The organism is Streptomyces thioluteus (genome assembly GCF_039535865.1).
Window position 1 is genome coordinate 63,099 of sequence record NZ_BAAAXZ010000021.1, and the last position, 23,364, is coordinate 86,462.

The window sequence follows — 23,364 nt, forward strand, 5'->3', positions numbered from 1 at the left end:
TCCCGCGGTCGTCAGTCGCCCAGCGCCGTCGACAGCTGTCCCACCGGCGCCACCAGCACCGCCTGCTTCGTGCAGGCCCAGTGCGGGTCCGCCCCCAGCTCGGGCTCGACCTCCAGCGCGTGGGGATCGCCCGAGTGCACGCAGACCGGGCACAGCGGCCAGCGCCCGTGCCGTTCCAGCAGCGCGTCCTGGACGTCCTGGGCGATGAGCCCGGCCACGAACGCGGCGCCCTCCGGCCACTGCTCGAACCCACCACCGCCGCGCCGCCACCGCGTCCTCGACCAGCGAGACGATGTCCGGCTCGGCCACGCGCCCGGCGGTCAGGTCGGCGAGGACGAGGGCCCGGCCGCGTGCAGTGCTTGTTCGAGCTCCATGCGCCCATTGTCCGGGACACCGGAGGTTGACGGCACATCGGGCCGAAAATACCTTTCACGGTGTGAGCCGCGATCCGAAGGAAAGCGCCGAAGCTCCCCTCCGCCCCTTGCGGCGGTCCCCCGTGCCCCCTCCCCCGGCCGCCCTGGCCGCCAAGGTCCGCACGCTGGCCCCGTCCATGACCCGCTCCATGCAGCGCGTGGCCGACGCCCTGGTGGCCGACCCGGCCGGCACCGCCGCGCTCACCGTCACGGCCCTCGCCGAGCGCACCGGCACCAGCGAGGCCACCGTGGTGCGCACCGCCCGCATCCTGGGCTACCCGGGCTACCGCCATCTGCGCCTCGCCCTCGCCGGGCTCGCCGCGAGCAGGCGGCCGGCCGGGCCCCGGGCCGTCACCCCGGACATCACCGTCGACGACTCCGCTGGACCGGGTCGTCGCCAAGCTCGCCCACGAGGAGGCGCGCTGCCTGGCCGACACGGCCGCCGCCCTCGACACCACGGCCCTGGAGGCGGCCGTGGCCGCGCTCGCCACGGCCCGCCGCACCGACGTCTACGGCATCGGCGCCTCCCACCTCGTCGGCAGGACCTCGTCCAGAAGCTGCTGCGGATCGGGCGCATCGCGCACGCGCCCGGCGACCCCCACCTGGCCGTCACCACCGCCGTCCAGCTGCGCCCCGGCGACGTGGCCCTCGCCATCAGCCACTCGGGCGCGACGACGGACGTCATCGAGCCGCTGCGGCCGCCTTCGAGCACGGCGCGACCACGATCGCGGTCACCGGCCGCCCGGACGGCGGGATCGGACAGTACGCCGATCACGTCCTGACCACCGCCTCCGCGCGGGAGAGCGAGCTTCGACCGGCGGCGATGTCCAGCCGGACGAGTCAACTCCTCGTCGTGGACTGCCTGTTCGTCGGCGTGGCGCAGCGGACGTACGACCGCGCGGCGCCCGCCCTGTCCGCCTCCTACGAGGCGCTCGTCCACCGCCACGACCCAGGAGAGGATCACCGTTGACATCGACCCCCGCCCTCGCGGCCCTCCGCGCCCAGCTCGCGACGCTGACCACCGAGGCGTTCCGCCCCGAACTCGCGGACATCGACCGGCTGCCGACCCTGGCCGTCGCGAACCTGATGAACGCCGACGACGCGACGGTCGCCGGCGCCGTCGCCGGGCAGCTCCCCCGGATCGCCGCCGCGATCGACGCCGTCGCGGAACGGATGGCGCGCGGCGGCCGGCTGGTCTACGCGGGCGCCGGCACGGCGGGACGGCTCGGGGTGCTGGACGCCAGCGAGTGCCCGCCGACCTTCGCCACCGAGCCCGGGCAGGTGGTCGGGCTCGTCGCGGGCGGGCCGGACGCGCTGGTCAACGCGGTCGAGGGGGCGGAGGACCGGGCAGAGGCGGCGGCGGCCGACCTGACGGCCCTCGGCCTGACGGCCGACGACGCGGTCGTCGGCGTCTCCGCGTCCGGGCGCACGCCGTACGCGGTCGGGGCCGTCGAACACGCGCGACGGGCCGGGGCGCTGACGGTCGGGCTGTCCTGCAACGCGGGGTCCGCGCTGGGCGCGGCGGCGGAGCACCCGATCGAGGTGGTCGTGGGGCCCGAACTGATCACCGGCTCGACCCGGCTGAAGGCGGGCACGGCCCAGAAACTCGTCCTCAACATGATCTCGACCATCACGATGGTCCGGCTCGGCAAGACGTACGGGAACCTGATGGTCGACCTCCGCGCCTCCAACGACAAGCTGCGCGCCCGCTCGCGACGGATCGTCGCGCAGGCGACGGGGGCGGGTGAGGCCGAGGTGGAAGCGGCGCTGGGAGCAGCGGGGGGAGAGGTGAAGGCGGCGATCCTGGTGCTGCTGAGCGGGGTGGGGGGCGCGGAGGCGGAACGGCTGCTGGCCGAGGCAGGTGGTCATCTACGCGCCGCGCTGGAGGCGGCGCGGGGGGATTGAGCCCCTGTCCCTCCCCCAACCCTCTTCCACAGGGCTCCGCCCCTGCGCGACCCCCTCGCGCGCTGCCGCGCGCGAGGGGCGGGGCTTCGCCCCTGCACCCCACCGGGGGCTCCGCAGGACGCGGCGGAGCCGCTTTTCGGGGTCCGGGGCGGAGCGCCCGGTTACGGGAAGGGGCGGGGTGGGGGAAAGGAAATCCCATGCCCCCATCGGACCACCTCGCCCACGCCCTCCTCCCCCTCCTCGGCGGACCCGCCAACATCGCCTCCGCCACCACCTGCATGACCCGCCTCCGCCTCACCCTCCACGCCCCCGCCGCCCTCCGCGACACCGACGTCCGAGCCCTCCCCGGCGTCCTCGGACTGGTCGTCGACGGCGACACCTGCCAGGTCGTCCTCGGACCGGGGGTCGTCGACCGGGTCGCGGACGACCTCGGTCGGCTCCGCCGGGCGGACGCGCTCCGCGACGCGCAAAAGAAACGCAACGCCACCCCCACCAAACTCGCCCTCCGCCGCATCGCCCAGATCTTCGTCCCCCTGATCCCGGCCCTGATCGGCTGCGGGATCGTCGCCGGGCTCGCGGGCCTGCTCACCAACCTGCACCGGCTGCCGACGGCGGCGACGGCGCTCACCGCCGTCGCCTCCGGCTTCATGTCGCTGATCGCGGTGTTCGTCGGCCACAACACCGCGAAGGAGTTCGGCGGGACGCCCGTCCTCGGCGGCGCGGTCGCGGCGGTCACGGTCTGGCCGGGCGTGACCCGGCTGCACATGACGCCCGGCCAGGGCGGAGTGCTGGGCGCGCTCGCCGCGGCCCTGCTCGCCGTGTACGTGGAGAAGGCGTGCCGCCGCCTGGTCCCCGAGGCGATCGGCGTCCTGGCCGTCCCGACGGTCACCATCCTGCTCCCGGGCCTGGTCGCGCTCTACGGACTGATGTGGCTGACGGGCGAAGTCGCCACCGCCGTAGGGCATTTCGCGGACCGGCTGCCGGCCGAGGGCGGCGCGGCCGCCGGGCTGGTGCTCGGCGGGCTGTTCCTGCCGCTGGTCATGCTGGGGCTGCACCAGGCGCTGATCCCGGTGCACACCACGCTGATCACCCAGCAGGGGTCCACGGTCCTGCTGCCCCTGCTGGCGACGGCGGGCGCGGGGCAGGTGGGCGCGGCGCTGGCGGTGTACGTCCGGGTGGCCCGGGACGCGGCCGTCCGCCGGACGGTCCGGTCCGCGCTCCCGGCGGGCCTGCTGGGCATCGGGGAACCGCTGATCTACGGGGTGTCGTTGCCGCTGGGCCGCCCGTTCGTGACGGCCTGCGTCGGGGGGCGCGATCGGCGGCGGCTTCCTGGGCCTGCTGGAACAGCTCGGCGGCGCGATCGGCGCCACCGCCATCGGGCCCTCGGGCTGGGCCCTGTTCCCGCTGCTCAGCGGCGAGGGCGGACCGCTGCGCGCGGCGGCCGTCTACGGCGCGGGGCTCGCGGCGGGGTACGCGGCGGGCTTCGTCGTCACGTACCTCTTCGGATTCCCCGTACGGAACGCCGAAGGGCGGCACCCCCGTGACAACGGGGATGCCGCCCTCGGCTCGGTTCAGGACCGGTGAGCCCGCGCGGAACGCGTGGCTCAGAAGTCCATCTCACCGCCGGGCATGCCGCCCGGAGCGGCCGCGGCGGCCTTCTCCGGCTTGTCGGCGATGACGGCCTCGGTGGTGAGGAACAGGGCCGCGATGGAGGCGGCGTTCTGCAGCGCGGAGCGGGTGACCTTGGCCGGGTCGATGATGCCCTCGGCGATCATGTCCACGTACTCGCCGGTCGCGGCGTTGAGGCCGTGGCCGACGGCCAGGTTGCGGACCTTCTCCACGACGACGCCGCCCTCGAGACCACCGTTGACGGCGATCTGCTTCAGCGGGGCCTCCAGGGCCAGGCGCACGGCGTTGGCACCGGTGGCCTCGTCGCCCTCGAGCTCCAGCTTCTCGAACACCGCGGAGGCCTGGAGCAGGGCCACGCCACCACCGGCGACGATGCCCTCCTCGACGGCCGCCTTCGCGTTGCGAACGGCGTCCTCGATGCGGTGCTTGCGCTCCTTGAGCTCGACCTCGGTCGCGGCACCGGCCTTGATGACGGCCACGCCGCCGGCCAGCTTCGCGAGGCGCTCCTGGAGCTTCTCGCGGTCGTAGTCCGAGTCGCTGTTCTCGATCTCGGCGCGGATCTGGTTGACGCGGCCCTGGACCTGGTCGCTGTCACCGGCACCGTCGACGATCGTCGTCTCGTCCTTGGTGATGACGACCTTGCGGGCGCGGCCGAGCAGGTCGAGACCGGCGTTCTCCAGCTTGAGGCCGACCTCCTCGGAGATGACCGTGCCGCCGGTGAGGATGGCGATGTCGCCGAGCATGGCCTTGCGGCGGTCGCCGAAGCCCGGGGCCTTGACGGCGACGGACTTGAAGGTGCCGCGGATCTTGTTGACCACCAGGGTCGACAGGGCCTCGCCCTCGACGTCCTCGGCGATGATCAGCAGCGGCTTGCCCGACTGCATGACCTTCTCCAGCAGCGGGAGCAGGTCCTTGACCGAGGAGACCTTCGAGTTGACGATCAGGATGTACGGGTCCTCGAGGGAGGCCTCCATACGCTCCATGTCGGTGGCGAAGTACGCCGAGATGTAGCCCTTGTCGAAGCGCATGCCCTCGGTGAGCTCGAGCTCCAGACCGAAGGTCTGGGACTCCTCGACCGTGATGACACCCTCCTTGCCGACCTTGTCCATCGCCTCGGCGATGAGCTCGCCGATCTGGGTGTCGGCGGCGGAGATGGAGGCGGTGGAGGCGATCTGCTCCTTGGTCTCGACCTCCTTGGCCTGGTCGAGCAGCGCACCGGAGACGGCCTCGACGGCCTTCTCGATGCCGCGCTTCAGCGCCATCGGGTTGGCACCCGCGGCGACGTTGCGCAGGCCCTCGCGGACCAGCGCCTGGGCGAGGACGGTCGCGGTCGTCGTGCCGTCACCGGCGACGTCGTCCGTCTTCTTCGCGACCTCCTTGACCAGCTCGGCGCCGATCTTCTCGTACGGGTCCTCCAGCTCGATCTCCTTGGCGATGGACACACCATCGTTGGTGATCGTGGGGGCGCCCCACTTCTTCTCGAGGACGACGTTGCGGCCCTTGGGGCCGAGGGTGACCTTGACGGCGTCGGCGAGCTGGTTCATCCCGCGCTCGAGACCGCGCCGTGCCTCCTCGTCGAACGCGATGATCTTGGCCATGTGAAGTGGTCCTCCCAGACGGGACGGTGGATTGCTCCGGACCGCGCTGGCGCCCGCGACGGACGGCCTGCGTGCTCGGCGGTTCCTTGCCCCGCCGGGCCCGCGGACCTCACCGACGGTCCACAAGTCTGTCACTCTCACCCGGAGAGTGCTAAGCCAATGATTAGCACTCGGCAGTGGAGAGTGCAAGGCCGTCTCCATGGAACCGCCCGCGTGGCACGGGGCGTCCCGGGACGTACGAAGGGCCCGCACCTACGGGGTGCGGGCCCTTCGACAAGCTGAGGATCCGGTGGTCGATGCGCCGCGGTCAGGCGGTCACCCTCACCATGTCTGCCTGCGGTCCCTTCTGGCCCTGCGAGATCTCGAACTCGACTCGCTGCCCCTCCTCCAGGGTGCGGTACCCGTCCATCTGGATCGCGCTGTAGTGGACGAAAACATCCGCACCACCGTCGACCGCGATGAAGCCGTACCCCTTCTCCGCGTTGAACCACTTGACGGTGCCCTGAGCCATGCCTAACTCCCCTACTTACTGGCCCTTGCGCAGGACCGCACTTCGCGGACCCGGGTCAGACCTCACCTCTTGTGACACCCAGAGGTGTGCGCCGGAACGCGTCGACCGCGGCTGAATGTATCTGCACGGATGCCGTCTGCAACAGGTCAGACGGACGAGAAATCCCGGGGAGGCCGGGCGGCGATATCCGGCGAAGTGGGTTGGTTCCAGGGCAAGTCGGGCCGGACAGACAGCATCATCGCGACAATTCGCGCACGTATTTCCTGTGCAAATTGACGGGTTCTCATATGCGTTCGGCTCTGACACCGGAGAGGGAACGCCCCAACTGTATCGCGCTTCAACAGACGGAATCGCCCCGTCCGGTTCTGGGGCGGGGCGATCCACGGTTTGTACAGGCTTGTTGCGGAAAGGGAGTTGACGCCCGGCGCGCCGGTCAGCCGCCCGCGACGGCCGGGATGATCGAGACCCCGGCACCGTCCGGGGTGGGCGCGTCGAGACCACCTTCGAAGCGGACGTCGTCGTCGTTGACGTAGACGTTCACGAAGCGCCGCAGCTTGCCGGTGTCGTCGAGGACGCGGGCACCGATGCCGGGGTGGTTCCGCTCCAGATCGCCGATCACCTCGGCGAGGGTGACCCCCTCGGCGACGACCTCGGCGCGGCCGGCGGTGTAGGTGCGGAGGATGGTGGGGATGCGGACGGTGACGCTCATGGCTGCTCTCCTTCTGTTGGGGAGGTGGTGTGGTCGGGGGGTGTGTGATGTGCGTGGTGTGCGGGGTGGGTGTGGGCGGGTGGTGGGCGCCTGACGGCGGAGGATGCCCCTGCCCCGCCCTCTCTCCCCCAGCTACCGCTGGGAGGTGCCCCCAGAGTTTCCCCGGGGCGCGGCCCCGGACCCGACACCGCGCTGCGCGCGGCCGGAGGGCAAAGGCGAAGCTCCGTTGGGGTAGGGGCAAGGGCGGAGTTCACCTGCGTCCAGGAGCACCCCCGCCGGGTTCCAGGAACAGAACCCCACCGGGATCCAGGGGGCGAAGCCCCCGGTGAGGTGCAGGGGGCGGAGCCCCGCCGGGGTCCAGGGGCGCCCCCGCCAGGGTCCAGAGACAGAACCCCACCGGGATCCAGGGGCCGGAGCCCCCGGTGGGGTGCAGGGGCGAAGCCCCGCCGGGGTGCAGGGGGCGAAGCCCCCGCCCACCGCGCGGAGCGCGGTGCCGGGCCCGGGGCGGAGCCCCGGAGGAAACGGTGAAAGGGCGGGGCGGGGAGAACGCCCCCCCCCAAGAACAACCGCCCCCCTACCCCAGCCCCGCCGCCCGGAACGCCTCCACGCTCGGCCGGATCGTCGCCCGCGGCCCCGCCGCCACCGCGTCCAGCGTCTTGAGCCCGTCCCCCGTGTTGAGGACGACCGTCGTCAAGGACGGGTCCAGCAGGCCCTGTTCGAGCAGCTTGCGGGTGACGCCGACCGTCACACCGCCCGCGGTCTCCGCGAAGATCCCCTCCGTACGGGCGAGCAGCCGGATCGCGTCCACGACCTCCCCGTCCGTCACGTCCTCCACCGCACCGCCCGTCCGCCGCGCGATGTCCAGGACGTACGGCCCGTCGGCCGGGTTGCCGATGGCGAGGGACTTGGCGATCGTGTCCGGCTTCACCGGGCGGACGACGTCGTGGCCGTCCTTGTACGCCCGGGAGACCGGAGCGCACCCCGCCGCCTGGGCGCCGAAGATCCGGTACGGGCGGTCCTCGACCAAGCCCAGCGCGATCAGCTCCTTCAGCCCCTTGTCGATCTTCGTGAGCTGGGAGCCGGAGGCCACGGGGATCACGAGCTGATCCGGCAGCCGCCAGCCCAGCTGTTCGCAGATCTCGTACGCGAGGGTCTTGGAGCCCTCCCCGTAGTAGGGGCGCAGGTTGACGTTGACGAAGCCCCACGCCGCCCCCAGCGGATCACCGATCAGCTCGGAGCAGAAGCGGTTGACGTCGTCGTAGGTGCCCTCGATACCGACCAGGTCGCCCCCGTAGACCGCGGCCATGACGACCTTCCCGGCCTCCAGGTCGTGCGGGATGAAGACGCAGGAGCGCAGGCCCGCGCGGGCGGCCGCGGCGCCGACCGCGCCGGCCAGGTTGCCCGTCGAGGAACAGGAGAGCGTCGTGAAACCGAAGGCGCGCGCCGCCTCGACGGCGACGGCGACGACGCGGTCCTTGAAGGAGTGGGTCGGGTTCCCTGAGTCGTCCTTGACGAACAGGCCGCCGGTGACGCCCAGTTCACGGGCGAGGTTGTCGGCCCGGACGAGCTTGGTGAAGCCGGGGTTCAGATTGGGTTTGGCGGCGACGTCGGCGGGGACGGGCAGCAGGGGGGCGTAGCGCCAGATGTTCGCCGGCCCGGACTCGATGCGGCGCCGCAGGCCCTCCGGGTCGCCGGCCGGCAGCTCGTAGGCGACCTCCAGCGGACCGAAGCAGGAGGTGCAGGCGAAGACGGGCCCGAGGGCGAAGCGCTCGCCGCACTCGCGGCAGGAGAGCGCGACGGCGGGACCGAAAGACGTATGCGCGCTTCGACTGCGGCTTGCACAGCCATGGAGGCGAGCCTTTCTCCTCAGTCTCCTCGTGACGACCTCGCCACGAGACGGATTTGGCACCTTCCCCCCGGGAGCCTCGCCGTGAGAACGGCTGAGACCGGCTGTGAGGGTTGCCGGGGCTTCATCGGCGCGTGTCCCTCTGCCCCTCTCGGATGAGCAGTGTATGGCACCGGTCGGCGGCATCGCCGCCGGGCGTTTGTGCACGCGCAACGGACCCCGTACATACGGGCGGGCCGTGCGTTGTTCAAACTGTATCGGACGGTGCGCGCCCTTGAGAGGGGCGTCCGCACAGCGAGATGCGTCCACACACGCAACAACGTGCCTGAGTCAACGAGGAGTCGTACACGTGCTGGAAGAGGTGGAGCGCTGGCTGGCCCGGCGGTCCTGGTCCGCCGAAGACCGTCCGCTCGACCGGCTGCTCGCCCCGCCGGTGTCCAAGCGTGCTGAGCTAGGGCGGTGGGTCAGCACCGTGAGGCGTGGGTGCTATACCCTGGGGGGCGGCAGTCGACACAGACAGGGGGCATGAGCACTGGTACGGCACGATCGTGGCCAACACCGGCGCGAGCTGGATGACGAATCAGGTGCGGGGGGCGTGGTTGCCGCTGGTGTTGGAAAACGCGGGACATTGTTCTCTTAAGGTGATAAAGAAGTTTATGAGAGGAATAAATACAGCTCCGCGCCACGGACTGTCGCCCGGGTCCACGGTTATAACCTCACACCGGGCGGCCGGGCTGTATCATTGTGGGGCTGTTGTGTAGCAGCCGAGTATCAGACGGGATTTTCTCGATCGTCGTGCATGGCGGTATGGAGTGTGGAGGGTGGTGGGTGGTAGTTAGTCAACGGGCTGATGGGGCTCGGCTCCCGACCTGCCCGCCGTGCCGGGCAAGGGCGGGTGCTGTGGCGTCGCTGCTGGTGACGAGACGCGGCGGAAGGAGATGGCGTGTGCGTGCTAGACCTCTGTGGGAAGTAGCGTGAAGGAAGGGGATCGTGACCTCGATATACGGTGACTTCTCGGCTACTATGTCGTCTCGGATCCTTAGGCTGGCGCAGCGCTCACCCGTACCCGGACGGGCGTTCCGTCAAGGCGATGTACGAACCGTCAGGGTGGGTGCGTCACGCGATTCTCAAACCGTCCAGTGAAGCAGGGTCTACTATGGATAGCGCGATGAGTGAGTTCAGCAGCGATTTCTCTCTGCACACCATACCACTGTGGGAGGAGGGAGAAGAGAACAGCACGTGCATTGATGGTGGAAGAGAGTACTCTGTACCCTCCGAGGAGAAGGGAAAGGGGAGAGAGGAGGGGAGGGGAACAAAAGAGTTTAATATAAGATCGAGGTGTGACTGCGAGAGCGTTGTGTTGAAAAGGGCGCTCGGAAAAGGGCTATAGCATCCAGTATGTCCTGTATGCGGGGTGGCGGCGTGACCTGGAGGTATGTGAACGGCCACAGCATCTCTGGTGTTTGATGGTGTAAATGCAGCGAGGCGTTCTCCACGTATTGGGTGACCGAGCGGCCAGACCGAACGTCGCCGAGAAGGTCGCGCAGGTCGTCGTCCCACGCAGCACATCGATGTGCGCCGCCCGCCCTGCTGCGTGTTTTACACCTAGCAGTCGATCGCCGCTTTAGGCGCCCTAATCGCCATTTCTCCTCTTGCACGTTGCTCTATGGCCCTTAGCGCTCGTTCCAGGTTGTTGGTAGTGTCTCTATGCCGTCTTTCCCCGGTTGCTCTTGCACCACGCCTTCTCCCGGCCTGCCCGTTGGCCGACCCGTGGGCCGTCCGTTTGGCCGTTTGAGCCGAGTCAGGCACCACCGAGTTCGTCCACCGGCGCTACGGTCCCTGTCCTCTCCGTCATCGAGCTCGCGCCGGATCGTGTTGGCCACGATCGTTTCCGACCTGGCCCTCCTGCGTTCAGGGCGGGAGCCCAACGCTCACGTGCTGGCCCCTCTCGCGCTTGGCGGCGAGCAGCCCGGTCGAGCGGGACGGTCCTTCTGGGCGGACCAGACCGCCGGCCATCCAGCGCTGGCCAGCCTACCGTTTCCAGCATCTTGTACGACTCCTTCGTTGACTCAGCACGTTGTTGCGTTTGTTGACGCATCTGCTGGTAGAGGACTCCCGCTCTCAGGGCGCGCACCGTCCGATACAGTCTTGAACAACGCACGGCCCGCGCCGTATGTCGGGGTCCGTGCGCTGCCACAAACTCTGCCGGCCGGCGATGCGCCGCCGGTTCCATACCGCTCATCCACGAGGGTCAGAGGGACACGGCCCGATGAAGCCCCGCGAAACTCCTCCAGACCGGTCTCACCGTTCTCACGCGAGGCTCCGGCGGGGAAGTGGGCCAAATTCGCCCGTTCTCATGTGTCTGGTCGAGGTTCGTGCAGCGTACGGGGAAATTGATGGGAGGAGAAAGGGACCTCGATGTGCCTATCCCATGGCGGTTATGCTGCTAAGCCCGTCGAACGCGCATAGCGTGTCTTTCGGTCCCGCCTCTGCGCTCTTCCTTGCCGCGGAGTGCGGGCGAGCGCTTTCTGCCCCTCAAGTAGCAGGCCGTCAGATTCGCCTGTGTACACCTCCTGCCTGGTATCTGGTGCTCGCTGGATGGTGCCTACGAGCTACCGGCCTGGGCGAGCTACCTGGGTTGGAGGGGCGGGCGAGGGTCGCCGTGCAGTCTGATCGTGTGCGTATGTCTCGGGCCCGTCGAACATCTGGCCGCTACGCCCGCTCTCCTTGCTGAATGTTCTAGTGCCAGCGTTGGTCCCCGCCGACGGGTTCGCCCGTCTTTCAGAACCCTATAATGCTGTAACCCCCGGCTTATCACCAATGCTCGTTCCGGGCCGACTCGAGGCCTCTGCCCGTGACTGGGTCGACTTGCGTCCTACACGAGTGTGGCTGCCGCCGTTGGCTCTTGTTTGACTAAGGTGTATCCCGACTCATAGGACATGAACCCCAGGTGCGTCGCACTCCTATCCAAAGGGACACGGCATGCGGAGAGCTTTGTGCGGTCGTTCGTCCTGTTCGGCCGTGCTCGACAGGTGCCGGAACGCGGCTTGTCCTTACGGTTTCACGACGCTCTCACATGTTCGCTCCGAACGGGCAGAACCCATTGGCCGGTCTGCGGCGGTGATCGGGTGCCGGCGGGGGCCCTTCGGATGTTGGCTGCGTCCGCTGGCCTGGGTTTCGCTCCCTGTCGTTCGTCATTGCCGGCACTGTGACTCATTGGTTATGCGGCCTGTGCCAGTAGTGTCGGTTCATGGGCCGCGGTCTACGGGGGCGACCTGGTCGGTATCGAGGGCACCTACGACGACGTCAACCGCTTCTGCTCCGAGCTGATCGTGTGATCCGCTGGGGGCGGCGTGGGGCTTCGTCAACGTCAACCTGCGCCCCTACTACGGGGAGGGCTCCAAGACCCTCGCGTACGAGATCTGCGAACAGCTGGGCTGGCGGCTGCCGGATCAGCTCGTGATCCCCGTGGCCTCCGGCTCCCAGCTCACGAAGATCGACAAGGGGCTGAAGGAGCTGATCGCGCTGGGCTTGGTCGAGGACCGCCCGTACCGGATCTTCGGCGCCCAGGCGGCGGGGTGCGCTCCGGTCTCCCGGGCGTACAAGGACGGCCACGACGTCGTCCGCCCGGTGAAGCCGACACGATCGCCAAGTCCCTCGCCATCGGCAACCCGGCCGACGGGCCGTACGTCCTGGACATCGCGCGGCGGACGGGCGGTGCGGTGGAGGACGTGACGGACGGGGAGGTCGTGACGCGATCCGGCTGCTCGCCCGTACGGAGGGGATCTTCGCGGACCGCGGGCGGTGTGACGGTCGGCGTCACCCGCAAGTGCTCGAACAGGGCCTGCTGGACCCGTCCTTGACGACGGTCGTCCTCAACACGGGGGGACGGGCTCAAGACGCTGGACGCGGTGGCGGCGGGGGCCGCGGGCGACGATCCGGCCGAGCGTGGAGCGTTCCGGGCGGCGGGGCTGGGGTAGGGGGGCGGTTGTTCTTGGGGGGGGGCGTTCTCCCCGCCCCGCCCTTTCACCGTTTCCTCCCGGGGCTCCGCCCCGGCCCGGCACCGCGCTCCGCGCGGTGGGCGGGGGCTTCGCCCCTGGCACCCCGGCGGGGCTTCGCCCCTGCACACCCACCGGGGGCTCCGGCCCCTGGATCCCGGTGGGGTTCTGTCTCTGGACCCTGGCGGGGGCGCCCCTGGACCCCGCGGCGGGGCTCCGCCCCCTGCACCTCACCGGGGGCTTCGCCCCCTGGATCCCGGTGGGGTTCTGTTCCTGGAACCCGGCGGGGGTGCTCCTGGACGCAGGTAACTCCGCCCTTTGCCCCTACCCCAACGGAGCTTCGCCTTTGCCCTCCGGCCGCGCGCAGCGCGGTGTCGGGTCCGGGGCCGCGCCCCGGGGAAACTCTGGGGGCACCTCCCAGCGGTAGCTGGGGGAGAGAGGGCGGGGCAGGGGCATCCTCCCGCCGTCAGGCGCCCACCACCCGCCCACACCCACCCGCCACGCACGCACATCACACACCCCCCGACCACACCACCTCCCCAACAGAAGGAGAGCAGCCATGAGCGTCACCGTCCGCATCCCCACCATCCTCCGCACCTACACCGCCGGCCGCGCCGATGTCGTCGCGAGGGGTCACCCTCGCCGAGGTGATCGGCGATCTGGAGCGGAACCACCCCGGCATCGGTGCCCGCGTCCTCGACGACACCGGCAAGCTGCGGCGCTTCGTGAACGTCTACGTCAACGACGACGACGTCCGCTTCGAAGGTGGTCTCGACGCGCCCACCCCGGACGGTGCCGGGGTCTCGATCATCCCGGCCGTCGCGGGCGGCTGACCGGCGCGCCGGGCGTCAACTCCCTTTCCGCAACAAGCCTGTACAAACCGTGGATCGCCCCGCCCCAGAACCGGACGGGGCGATTCCGTCTGTTGAAGCGCGATACAGTTGGGGCGTTCCCTCTCCGGTGTCAGAGCCGAACGCATATGAGAACCCGTCAATTTGCACAGGAAATACGTGCGCGAATTGTCGCGATGATGCTGTCTGTCCGGCCCGACTTGCCCTGGAACCAACCCACTTCGCCGGATATCGCCGCCCGGCCTCCCCGGGATTTCTCGTCCGTCTGACCTGTTGCAGACGGCATCCGTGCAGATACATTCAGCCGCGGTCGACGCGTTCCGGCGCACACCTCTGGGTGTCACAAGAGGTGAGGTCTGACCCGGGTCCGCGAAGTGCGGTCCTGCGCAAGGGCCAGTAAGTAGGGGAGTTAGGCATGGCTCAGGGCACCGTCAAGTGGTTCAACGCGGAGAAGGGGTACGGCTTCATCGCGGTCGACGGTGGTGCGGATGTTTTCGTCCACTACAGCGCGATCCAGATGGACGGGTACCGCACCCTGGAGGAGGGGCAGCGAGTCGAGTTCGAGATCTCGCAGGGCCAGAAGGGACCGCAGGCAGACATGGTGAGGGTGACCGCCTGACCGCGGCGCATCGACCACCGGATCCTCAGCTTGTCGAAGGGCCCGCACCCCGTAGGTGCGGGCCCTTCGTACGTCCCGGGACGCCCCGTGCCACGCGGGCGGTTCCATGGAGACGGCCTTGCACTCTCCACTGCCGAGTGCTAATCATTGGCTTAGCACTCTCCGGGTGAGAGTGACAGACTTGTGGACCGTCGGTGAGGTCCGCGGGCCCGGCGGGGCAAGGAACCGCCGAGCACGCAGGCCGTCCGTCGCGGGCGCCAGCGCGGTCCGGAGCAATCCACCGTCCCGTCTGGGAGGACCACTTCACATGGCCAAGATCATCGCGTTCGACGAGGAGGCACGGCGCGGTCTCGAGCGCGGGATGAACCAGCTCGCCGACGCCGTCAAGGTCACCCTCGGCCCCAAGGGCCGCAACGTCGTCCTCGAGAAGAAGTGGGGCGCCCCCACGATCACCAACGATGGTGTGTCCATCGCCAAGGAGATCGAGCTGGAGGACCCGTACGAGAAGATCGGCGCCGAGCTGGTCAAGGAGGTCGCGAAGAAGACGGACGACGTCGCCGGTGACGGCACGACGACCGCGACCGTCCTCGCCCAGGCGCTGGTCCGCGAGGGCCTGCGCAACGTCGCCGCGGGTGCCAACCCGATGGCGCTGAAGCGCGGCATCGAGAAGGCCGTCGAGGCCGTCTCCGGTGCGCTGCTCGACCAGGCCAAGGAGGTCGAGACCAAGGAGCAGATCGCCTCCACCGCCTCCATCTCCGCCGCCGACACCCAGATCGGCGAGCTCATCGCCGAGGCGATGGACAAGGTCGGCAAGGAGGGTGTCATCACGGTCGAGGAGTCCCAGACCTTCGGTCTGGAGCTCGAGCTCACCGAGGGCATGCGCTTCGACAAGGGCTACATCTCGGCGTACTTCGCCACCGACATGGAGCGTATGGAGGCCTCCCTCGAGGACCCGTACATCCTGATCGTCAACTCGAAGGTCTCCTCGGTCAAGGACCTGCTCCCGCTGCTGGAGAAGGTCATGCAGTCGGGCAAGCCGCTGCTGATCATCGCCGAGGACGTCGAGGGCGAGGCCCTGTCGACCCTGGTGGTCAACAAGATCCGCGGCACCTTCAAGTCCGTCGCCGTCAAGGCCCCGGGCTTCGGCGACCGCCGCAAGGCCATGCTCGGCGACATCGCCATCCTCACCGGCGGCACGGTCATCTCCGAGGAGGTCGGCCTCAAGCTGGAGAACGCCGGTCTCGACCTGCTCGGCCGCGCCCGCAAGGTCGTCATCACCAAGGACGAGACGACGATCGTCGACGGTGCCGGTGACAGCGACCAGGTCCAGGGCCGCGTCAACCAGATCCGCGCCGAGATCGAGAACAGCGACTCGGACTACGACCGCGAGAAGCTCCAGGAGCGCCTCGCGAAGCTGGCCGGCGGCGTGGCCGTCATCAAGGCCGGTGCCGCGACCGAGGTCGAGCTCAAGGAGCGCAAGCACCGCATCGAGGACGCCGTTCGCAACGCGAAGGCGGCCGTCGAGGAGGGCATCGTCGCCGGTGGTGGCGTGGCCCTGCTCCAGGCCTCCGCGGTGTTCGAGAAGCTGGAGCTCGAGGGCGACGAGGCCACCGGTGCCAACGCCGTGCGCCTGGCCCTGGAGGCCCCGCTGAAGCAGATCGCCGTCAACGGTGGTCTCGAGGGCGGCGTCGTCGTGGAGAAGGTCCGCAACCTGGCCGTCGGCCACGGCCTCAACGCCGCGACCGGCGAGTACGTGGACATGATCGCCGAGGGCATCATCGACCCGGCCAAGGTCACCCGCTCCGCGCTGCAGAACGCCGCCTCCATCGCGGCCCTGTTCCTCACCACCGAGGCCGTCATCGCCGACAAGCCGGAGAAGGCCGCCGCGGCCGCTCCGGGCGGCATGCCCGGCGGTGAGATGGACTTCTGAGCCACGCGTTCCGCGCGGGCTCACCGGTCCTGAACCGAGCCGAGGGCGGCATCCCCGTTGTCACGGGGGTGCCGCCCTTCGGCGTTCCGTACGGGGAATCCGAAGAGGTACGTGACGACGAAGCCCGCCGCGTACCCCGCCGCGAGCCCCGCGCCGTAGACGGCCGCCGCGCGCAGCGGTCCGCCCTCGCCGCTGAGCAGCGGGAACAGGGCCCAGCCCGAGGGCCCGATGGCGGTGGCGCCGATCGCGCCGCCGAGCTGTTCCAGCAGGCCCAGGAAGCCGCCGCCGATCGCGCCCCCGACGCAGGCCGTCACGAACGGGCGGCCCAGCGGCAACGACACCCCGTAGATCAGCGGTTCCCCGATGCCCAGCAGGCCCGCCGGGAGCGCGGACCGGACCGTCCGGCGGACGGCCGCGTCCCGGGCCACCCGGACGTACACCGCCAGCGCCGCGCCCACCTGCCCCGCGCCCGCCGTCGCCAGCAGGGGCAGCAGGACCGTGGACCCCTGCTGGGTGATCAGCGTGGTGTGCACCGGGATCAGCGCCTGGTGCAGCCCCAGCATGACCAGCGGCAGGAACAGCCCGCCGAGCACCAGCCCGGCGGCCGCGCCGCCCTCGGCCGGCAGCCGGTCCGCGAAATGCCCTACGGCGGTGGCGACTTCGCCCGTCAGCCACATCAGTCCGTAGAGCGCGACCAGGCCCGGGAGCAGGATGGTGACCGTCGGGACGGCCAGGACGCCGATCGCCTCGGGGACCAGGCGGCGGCACGCCTTCTCCACGTACACGGCGAGCAGGGCCGCGGCGAGCGCGCCCAGCACTCCGCCCTGGCCGGGCGTCATGTGCAGCCGGGTCACGCCCGGCCAGACCGTGACCGCCGCGACCGCGCCGCCGAGGACGGGCGTCCCGCCGAACTCCTTCGCGGTGTTGTGGCCGACGAACACCGCGATCAGCGACATGAAGCCGGAGGCGACGGCGGTGAGCGCCGTCGCCGCCGTCGGCAGCCGGTGCAGGTTGGTGAGCAGGCCCGCGAGCCCGGCGACGATCCCGCAGCCGATCAGGGCCGGGATCAGGGGGACGAAGATCTGGGCGATGCGGCGGAGGGCGAGTTTGGTGGGGGTGGCGTTGCGTTTCTTTTGCGCGTCGCGGAGCGCGTCCGCCCGGCGGAGCCGACCGAGGTCGTCCGCGACCCGGTCGACGACCCCCGGTCCGAGGACGACCTGGCAGGTGTCGCCGTCGACGACCAGTCCGAGGACGCCGGGGAGGGCTCGGACGTCGGTGTCGCGGAGGGCGGCGGGGGCGTGGAGGGTGAGGCGGAGGCGGGTCATGCAGGTGGTGGCGGAGGCGATGTTGGCGGGTCCGCCGAGGAGGGGGAGGAGGGCGTGGGCGAGGTGGTCCGATGGGGGCATGGGATTTCCTTTCCCCCACCCCGCCCCTTCCCGTAACCGGGCGCTCCGCCCCGGACCCCGAAAAGCGGCTCCGCCGCGTCCTGCGGAGCCCCCGGTGGGGTGCAGGGGCGAAGCCCCGCCCCTCGCGCGCGGCAGCGCGCGAGGGGGTCGCGCAGGGGCGGAGCCCCTGTGGAAGAGGGTTGGGGGAGGGACAGGGGCTCAATCCCCCCGCGCCGCCTCCAGCGCGGCGCGTAGATGACCACCTGCCTCGGCCAGCAGCCGTTCCGCCTCCGCGCCCCCCACCCCGCTCAGCAGCACCAGGATCGCCGCCTTCACCTCTCCCCCCGCTGCTCCCAGCGCCGCTTCCACCTCGGCCTCACCCGCCCCCGTCGCCTGCGCGACGATCCGTCGCGAGCGGGCGCGCAGCTTGTCGTTGGAGGCGCGGAGGTCGACCATCAGGTTCCCGTACGTCTTGCCGAGCCGGACCATCGTGATGGTCGAGATCATGTTGAGGACGAGTTTCTGGCCGTGCCCGCCTTCAGCCGGGTCGAGCCGGTGATCAGTTTCGGGCCCCACGACCACCTCGATCGGGTGCTCCGCCGCCGCGCCCAGCGCGGACCCCGCCGTTGCAGGACAGCACGACTCGTCAGCGCCCCGGCCGTCGCGCGTGTGTTCGACGGCGCGGACCGCGTACGGCGCGTGCTGCCCCGGACGCGGAGACGCCGACGACCGCAGCGTCGTCGGCCGTCAGGCCGAGTGGCCGTCAGGTCGGCCGCCGCCGCCTCTGCCCGGTCCTGCCGCCCCCTCGACCGCGTTGACCAGCGCGTCCGGCCCGCCAGCGACGAGCGCCCGACCACCTGCCCCGGGCTCGGTGGCGAAGGTCGGCGGGCACGTCGCTGGCGTCCAGCACCCCGAGCCGTCCCGCCGTGCCGGCGCGCCCGCGTAGACCAGCCGTCCGCCGCGCGCCATCCGTTCCGCGACGGCCGTCGATCGCGGGCGGCGATCGCGTGGGAGCTGCCTCGGTCGACGGCGGCCGTGCGACCGTCGCGTCGTCGGCGTTCATCAGGTTCGCGACGGCCAGGGTCGGCAGCGGTCGATGTCCGCGAGTTCGGGGCGGAACGCCCGGGTGGTCAGCGTCGCGAGCTGGGCGCGGAGGGCCGCGAGGTGCGGGGGTCGGATGTCAACGGTGATCCTCTCGCTGGGTCGTGGCGGTGGACGAGCGCCTCGTAGGAGGCGGACAGGGCGGGCGCCGCGCGGTCGTACGGTCCGCTGCGCACACGCCGACGAACAGGCAGGTCCACGACGAGGAGTTGAACTCGTCCGGCTGGACATCGCCGCCGTCGAAGCTCGCTCTCCGCTGCGCGAGGCGGTAGGTCAGGACGTGATCGCGCGTACTGTCCGATCCCGCCGTCCGGGCGGCCGTGACCTGGCGTAGTTCGTGGTCGTCGCACGTGCTCGATAGGCGTGCCTGCGCAGTCACGGCTCGATGATGTGGCGTGTCGTCGTCGGTCTGCGTACTGAGTGGCTGCTGGCGAGGGTTGCCAGACACGTCGTCGCAGTGGCGCGCAGTCTGCGCTGGAACGCGCGGTGGTGACGGCCGGTGGGGGTCGCCGGGCGCAGTGCGTGCGCGTGCGGATGCGTTTCGCACGTGTCGGCTGTGTGCCAGCGTAAGCTATCTGGACTGCAGGTCCTGTGGCCGAGTACGAGGTGAGGCGCCGTATGCCGTAGACTGTCCGTGACGGGCGTGGCCGTGGGTCGAGCGGCGGGCCTCACGGCACGCCTCCTGCCGTGGTGTCGAGGTGGCGGCGGCCGTGTCGGCCAGGCAGCGCGCCTCCTCAGGGTGGGCGCAGCTTCATGATGGTCGACGACTCCACGGTCCAAAGTTGGCGGGATCGTCGAGCGGTGATTGTCGCGGGGTGACGCCGTGGGCCCGGCCGGGCCGTGCCTGCTCGTGTGCGTGGCGAGCCCGGCGAGAGGCCTGTCGAGGTCGCAGAGATAGGCCGGGATAGCCGGGTATCGGCCCTAGCTCGGGCGTAGCGGTGGCGCACGCTCCTATCGTGGCTCTCGGCTGGTTGCCGGCCTGCGCTCGTGGACGTGAGGTGTGCGCGTGACTGTGGGCGCGTGGCTGGAGTGCCGGCCGGGTCGGCCACCAGGGTCGTCAAGTGTCGTGTCGGTGCGTCCATCGTCCGCTGGTGTCATAGTCGTGGAGCCGCCGTCATGACGGGGCCAGCCGTGCGGACCTTGGCGCGCCACGGGCGGCGGGGGAGGGGGCACGGGGGACCGCCGTGCGCGCAAGGGGTCGGATGGGGAGCTTCGGCGCGTTTCCTCGATCAGCGGCTACAGCAGTGAAAGGTATTTCGGCTCCGATGTGCGTCAACCTCTGGTGTCCCGGACAATGGCGCATGGATGCTCGAACAAGCACTGGCACGCGGCCACGGGCCACTGGTCGGTCGCTCAGGGAGCCTGACCTGACCGCCGGGCGCGTGGCCGAGCCCGTACATCGTCTCGCTGTCGAGTGACGCGGTGGCGGCGCGGCGTGGTTGGGTCGAGTCAGTGGCCGGAGCGCCGCGTTTGGCGTGGCCGGCTCATCGGCCGATGTACGTCCTAGGACGCGCTGCTGAATCGCACGGCGACTGGCCGCTGTGCCCCGTCTGCGTGCACTCGGGGCTATCCCCACGCGCTGGAGGTTCGAGCCACGAGCTGGGTGCGGAACCGCACTGGGCCTGCAAGAAGCAGCGGTGCTGGTGGGCCGGTGGCAGCTGTCTCACGCCGCTGGGCGCTGACGACCGGGGATACCCCATGTCCCCCCTGTACATCGACCGCCCGCTGTGGACCCGCCAACGGCGGATGTGGTCGCCACACTGGTGAGCGACGTGAGCTTCGAGAGCTGCACGCGTTCGCGGCCCGGATGGGCCTGCCCCCGAGGGCGTTCACTGCGATCACTACGCGTGGCGGAGGCGGCGTAACGGGACCGGTGCGGCTCGGGCGGTGGAGTGCGCAGCCGGACGAAAGCTGCGGCTGCTGTTGGGGGCGGACTGCGGCGGCGCAAGCGGCGCTCCCCCCGGGGAAACCGTGTGCAACCGGGCCTCCGTCACGTCGTGAGGAGCGCAGCTCCGCGTGAGGTTTGCAGTCGCCGTGTCGCTCCAGCGCTCGTACCCCTGGCGGGTGCGGACAGCCTCGGCAGGGCGAGCAGTTGGCGCAGTACGTCCGCGCGGCCGGTGCGGAACGCCTCGCCGGCACGAAGCCGTACATCCTGCCGCACCTCCGCCGCGTACGTCGCGTAGTCCTCCGGCCGTGGCCGCCGAGCACGGCGAGGGTCCGCGTCGCCAGGACCTCGCCGTGTCGCGGTCGCCGGGCGCCGTCGTGATCGACCGTCAGGAGGACGAGCCGGACGACCTCCGCCGTGCGGGCGGCCGGGACGCCGAGTTCGGCGAGGGCCCCGCTTCCGCGCCAGCCGCGAGCTGCGCTCCTCGTTGTGGAGCGCTCGGGCAGGTAGACCGCGTCGTGGAACCAGGCGCGAGTCGGACGGCCGCCAGGTCCTCGGCGTGGCCGCCAGTTCGTCCACCCGGTTCCAACGGCGGTCAGGGGGTGACGGTTTGGTAGCGGCGCTGCGGTTCGGACCAGCGCTTGAGGAGTTCGTCCGGCGTAGGGCCGGGCTGCGGACCGTCCGCGTCCGTCCCCCGGGCGGCGTCGACCGTCCGCGCCAAGCGCTCCTGCAGGGTGATGGCCATGGGGCATCTTCCTGATGGGTCGTGTGTGTGGCACCCTGGTTACATGTCTAGACCAATTCTCGAGGTAATCGCGCTCGGCCCCGAAGACGCGACGGCGGCACAGTCCGGCGGGGCGGACCGGCTGGAACTGGTCAGCGACATGGCCGCCGACGGCCTGACCCCCAGCGCTCGAGACCTTCGCCTCGGTAGCGGTCGCCCTGCGACCTTGCCGGTCCGGGTGATTGCTGCGGTCCGCCAAACGACTTCTGCGCGGGCGGCGCGGCGAGGCTGGACCGCGCTAGTGTGCGACGGCCGCGGAGCTGCGAGGCGGACATGGGGCGCTGAGTTAGCGTCCTCGGGTTCCCTGACCAGGACGGCGGCGCGGAATCATCGCGGCGGTGACGGCGGTCGTGAGGCGATCGGGGCGGAGGGCGCGTGGACGTATCCATCGGGCGATCGACCGGCGGCCGACCGGGCTGCGTCCGCAAGCAGCTTGCGGATCAGCCGGGGCTGGACACGTACCTCACGCCGGGTCGGCGTCCCGGGTTTGTACGACGGCTGGGGACGCTGCTGGCGGAAGCGCCCGGGCAGGGAGCGGCCGCGTAATTCTTGGGTCGGGGCCTGCTCTCAAGCACGTGCCCGTGCTCGGCCGCCGTGTCGACGGCTTCACATCGTGGGGCGTCGCGGCCCCGCCGGGGTGGGGGGCCGCCGGTGGAGCGGGTGCGGTGCGGGTGTGGCGGGAGCGCTGGACGGGGTAGGGGTTTCCGCCCTTCCTCGCTTGCGCCGCGGGGATTGTGCCCCGCCCGCCTTTCATCCACGTTCCCGGGGAGACCCCGGACCCAATCTCCCCCCACCCTTCGGGCGAAGTCCTCCGAGCGCCGGAACGGGCTATTCAGCCCGTCCCCAAGGCGCTCGAGGACAGCTCCCGCACCCGCGCACCGGCCTCGCGCGCACGCCACCGCGCGCCCCGCGTCGGCCGGCCGAGCCGTCGTCGTGAACGACAGCCCCACGCCACCGACCGCCAACCCCGCCGACACCACGGGACCACCGCTACCCCGAGTACCGCCATCGCCCCCCTGCCCACGGCCCACCGCCGAAACGAACGCCCAGGTACAAGCGCGCTGTGTTGACCGAGATCAGCACGCGCGTTCGCCGGGCGATGGAGGCCTCCGGTGCGGGAGCGCGGACGCCCACGGCCCAGCACGCAAGGGGGAGAACCCACGGCGTACACCAACGCACTCCGGCAGGCTCACCCCGCACAGCCACGCAGTGCGTGAAACGCCAGTCCGGCGGCCACGCTGCCCGCGAGCAGTACCGTCCGCACAGCCGAGGCGGTCCCACCAGGCTCCCGCCCAGCCAGCTGCCCGCGACCGACCCGATGCGTGACCCAGCAGGATCATGCTGAGGCGCCCCTGGTCCGCCGCCCGTCGCGGGCGGACGGCCGGGCCAGGTAGATGTATATGGCGTTAAGGACAGGAAGAAGGTCAGGGTCGTGGCCGCGCCCCACCACGCGGCGGTCGCGCACGGGTTCACCGCTCGCGGAGCCCCGGCGCCCCGGCCGCCGGCCGGGCATCCGCGCATCACAGGGCCGAGTCACAGCGAACGCGGCGACGGGCCGAGCGCCACGACCAGCCACATCGTCAGCCGCCAGTCCGTGTCTCCCGAGTACGCGCCCGAAACCGGTACGGCCGAGCGCCCGTGCCCGTCATAATGCCGCCGAGCAACGTTGGGCGAGCGCACCGTCACGCGGCGCTCCGTCGGGCGGGGCGGTGGCGACGCCCGAGGCCGTGGGCGTGTAGAGCGCGCACCGGCCGCGGCGAGCCCCCGGTGTCGAGGAGGGTGCCCGTAGCCCGGGGCGAGCGCCGCTGAGCGCGTTCGAGACGTGAAGCCGCCCAGGGCGGTGACAGCAGGCGGCGGCGGTCCCCCAGCGGGCGGTCAGCGTGGGCCAGGACGGTCGCCAGCAGCGCGTACGACAGGGCGAAGACGGAGACAGCTGCCGAGCCGCGGAGACGGAGACCCCGAGGTTGTCGCGCATGCCGTCCGAGGATCCCGGCCCCACCCCCCCCCCACCCATGACCATCGGCCGTGCCAGACGGCAACTGCCGAGGGCGACCGAGGAGCAGGCGCAGAGCACGGGTCCCTTCCGAACGAGAGGTAGGTTGGAACGCAACGTCAAACAATAATAATTGTTGGGCATCGTCAACATTTGTGGGGGAGGGACCCATGGGTGCCGGGGAAACTGCTGCCGCATCCGACATCC

Annotated in this window: 13 protein-coding genes, 6 pseudogenes and 1 riboswitch; of the genes and pseudogenes, 9 read left to right on the top strand and 10 right to left on the bottom strand. The window is 70.8% G+C overall.

Annotated elements, in window-relative coordinates; translation table 11 throughout:
* Positions 1 to 11 precede the first annotated feature (11 nt).
* A pseudogene (locus ABD794_RS02630) lies at positions 12 to 374 on the bottom strand (hypothetical protein).
* Between the two features lie 62 nt (positions 375 to 436).
* Between ABD794_RS02630 and ABD794_RS02635 the strand changes: the two are divergent.
* The 3 genes and pseudogenes from ABD794_RS02635 (at position 437) to ABD794_RS02645 (ending at position 3,902) form a co-directional block, all read left to right on the top strand.
* A pseudogene (locus ABD794_RS02635) lies at positions 437 to 1,383 on the top strand (MurR/RpiR family transcriptional regulator).
* On the top strand, positions 1,380 to 2,318 hold the full coding sequence (gene murQ, locus ABD794_RS02640) for an N-acetylmuramic acid 6-phosphate etherase (protein WP_344960699.1): 939 nt from the start codon (positions 1,380 to 1,382) through the stop codon (positions 2,316 to 2,318). Before ABD794_RS02635 ends, murQ begins: the two are co-directional and overlap by 4 nt.
* Positions 2,319 to 2,515: 197 nt before the next feature.
* Positions 2,516 to 3,902, top strand: a pseudogene (locus tag ABD794_RS02645) (PTS transporter subunit EIIC).
* A 20-nt stretch (positions 3,903 to 3,922) separates the two neighbouring features.
* On the opposite strand, the gene groL (ABD794_RS02650) reads toward ABD794_RS02645, so the two are convergent.
* From groL (ABD794_RS02650) to thrC, 4 genes are all read right to left on the bottom strand, one after another.
* A complete protein-coding gene (gene groL / locus ABD794_RS02650) occupies positions 3,923 to 5,545 on the bottom strand; it encodes a chaperonin GroEL (protein WP_344960700.1) in 1,623 nt (540 codons plus the stop codon).
* A 307-nt stretch (positions 5,546 to 5,852) separates the two neighbouring features.
* A complete protein-coding gene (locus ABD794_RS02655) occupies positions 5,853 to 6,056 on the bottom strand; it encodes a cold-shock protein (RefSeq protein ID WP_004986573.1) in 204 nt (67 codons plus the stop codon).
* 433 nt (positions 6,057 to 6,489) lie between these two features.
* Positions 6,490 to 6,765 carry a MoaD/ThiS family protein gene (locus tag ABD794_RS02660; protein ID WP_344960702.1) on the bottom strand — a complete coding sequence of 92 codons (276 nt, stop codon included), beginning with the start codon at positions 6,763 to 6,765 and terminating at the stop codon, positions 6,490 to 6,492.
* Positions 6,766 to 7,339: 574 nt separating this feature from the next.
* Positions 7,340 to 8,635 (bottom strand): threonine synthase, encoded by a 1,296-nt coding sequence (thrC, locus tag ABD794_RS02665; protein ID WP_344960711.1) that lies wholly within the window; start codon positions 8,633 to 8,635, stop codon positions 7,340 to 7,342.
* Positions 8,629 to 8,773: riboswitch (SAM riboswitch) on the bottom strand. (Overlaps the previous gene by 7 nt.)
* A gap of 1,006 nt (positions 8,774 to 9,779) precedes the next feature.
* Here thrC and ABD794_RS02670 point away from each other — a divergent pair.
* The 5 genes and pseudogenes from ABD794_RS02670 (at position 9,780) to groL (ABD794_RS02690) (ending at position 16,009) form a co-directional block, all read left to right on the top strand.
* Positions 9,780 to 10,001, top strand: coding sequence for a hypothetical protein (locus tag ABD794_RS02670; RefSeq protein WP_344960703.1), 222 nt, complete (start codon positions 9,780 to 9,782; stop codon positions 9,999 to 10,001).
* A 1,864-nt stretch (positions 10,002 to 11,865) separates the two neighbouring features.
* Positions 11,866 to 12,591: pseudogene (locus ABD794_RS02675) on the top strand (pyridoxal-phosphate dependent enzyme); the annotation flags it as partial.
* Positions 12,592 to 13,168: 577 nt separating this feature from the next.
* Positions 13,169 to 13,442 (top strand): annotated as a pseudogene (locus ABD794_RS02680) (MoaD/ThiS family protein).
* 433 nt (positions 13,443 to 13,875) lie between these two features.
* Positions 13,876 to 14,079, top strand: coding sequence for a cold-shock protein (locus tag ABD794_RS02685; RefSeq protein WP_004986573.1), 204 nt, complete (start codon positions 13,876 to 13,878; stop codon positions 14,077 to 14,079).
* Positions 14,080 to 14,386: 307 nt separating this feature from the next.
* A complete protein-coding gene (gene groL, locus ABD794_RS02690; protein WP_344960700.1) occupies positions 14,387 to 16,009 on the top strand; it encodes a chaperonin GroEL in 1,623 nt (540 codons plus the stop codon).
* 20 nt (positions 16,010 to 16,029) lie between these two features.
* Here the strand turns inward: groL (ABD794_RS02690) and ABD794_RS02695 are convergent, their stop codons facing one another.
* The 5 genes and pseudogenes from ABD794_RS02695 to ABD794_RS02715 all read right to left on the bottom strand — a co-directional run bounded on the left by ABD794_RS02695 (position 16,030) and on the right by ABD794_RS02715 (position 21,125).
* Entirely contained in the window at positions 16,030 to 17,415 is a 1,386-nt protein-coding gene (locus ABD794_RS02695) for a PTS transporter subunit EIIC (RefSeq protein ID WP_344960704.1), read from the bottom strand.
* Between the two features lie 198 nt (positions 17,416 to 17,613).
* A pseudogene (locus ABD794_RS02700) lies at positions 17,614 to 18,585 on the bottom strand (N-acetylmuramic acid 6-phosphate etherase).
* A complete protein-coding gene (locus ABD794_RS02705; protein ID WP_344960713.1) occupies positions 18,575 to 18,874 on the bottom strand; it encodes a hypothetical protein in 300 nt (99 codons plus the stop codon). The pseudogene ABD794_RS02700 and the gene ABD794_RS02705 overlap by 11 nt, the downstream one beginning before the upstream one ends.
* 1,611 nt (positions 18,875 to 20,485) lie before the next feature.
* A complete protein-coding gene (locus ABD794_RS02710; protein WP_344960705.1) occupies positions 20,486 to 20,959 on the bottom strand; it encodes a hypothetical protein in 474 nt (157 codons plus the stop codon).
* 16 nt (positions 20,960 to 20,975) lie between these two features.
* Positions 20,976 to 21,125: a hypothetical protein gene (locus ABD794_RS02715; RefSeq protein ID WP_344960706.1), complete on the bottom strand. Its 150-nt coding sequence runs from the start codon at positions 21,123 to 21,125 to the stop codon at positions 20,976 to 20,978.
* A 414-nt stretch (positions 21,126 to 21,539) separates the two neighbouring features.
* Here ABD794_RS02715 and ABD794_RS18505 point away from each other — a divergent pair, with 414 nt between their 5' ends.
* The gene (locus ABD794_RS18505) at positions 21,540 to 21,710 is read left to right on the top strand and encodes a hypothetical protein (RefSeq protein WP_425585908.1); all 171 of its coding nucleotides are present in this window, start codon (positions 21,540 to 21,542) and stop codon (positions 21,708 to 21,710) included.
* Positions 21,711 to 23,364: the final 1,654 nt, after the last annotated feature.

Bases quoted from the DNA above. Each gene is read 5' to 3' on its own strand.
- ABD794_RS02685 (WP_004986573.1), top strand. From the start codon at position 13,876: ATGGCTCAGGGCACCGTCAAGTGGTTCAACGCGGAGAAGGGGTACGGC.
- groL (WP_344960700.1), top strand. From the start codon at position 14,387: ATGGCCAAGATCATCGCGTTCGACGAGGAGGCACGGCGCGGTCTCGAG.
- ABD794_RS02715 (WP_344960706.1), bottom strand. From the start codon at position 21,125: ATGGCCATCACCCTGCAGGAGCGCTTGGCGCGGACGGTCGACGCCGCC.
- groL (WP_344960700.1), bottom strand. From the start codon at position 5,545: ATGGCCAAGATCATCGCGTTCGACGAGGAGGCACGGCGCGGTCTCGAG.
- ABD794_RS02655 (WP_004986573.1), bottom strand. From the start codon at position 6,056: ATGGCTCAGGGCACCGTCAAGTGGTTCAACGCGGAGAAGGGGTACGGC.
- ABD794_RS02695 (WP_344960704.1), bottom strand. From the start codon at position 17,415: ATGCCCCCATCGGACCACCTCGCCCACGCCCTCCTCCCCCTCCTCGGC.
- ABD794_RS02660 (WP_344960702.1), bottom strand. From the start codon at position 6,765: ATGAGCGTCACCGTCCGCATCCCCACCATCCTCCGCACCTACACCGCC.
- ABD794_RS02670 (WP_344960703.1), top strand. From the start codon at position 9,780: ATGAGTGAGTTCAGCAGCGATTTCTCTCTGCACACCATACCACTGTGG.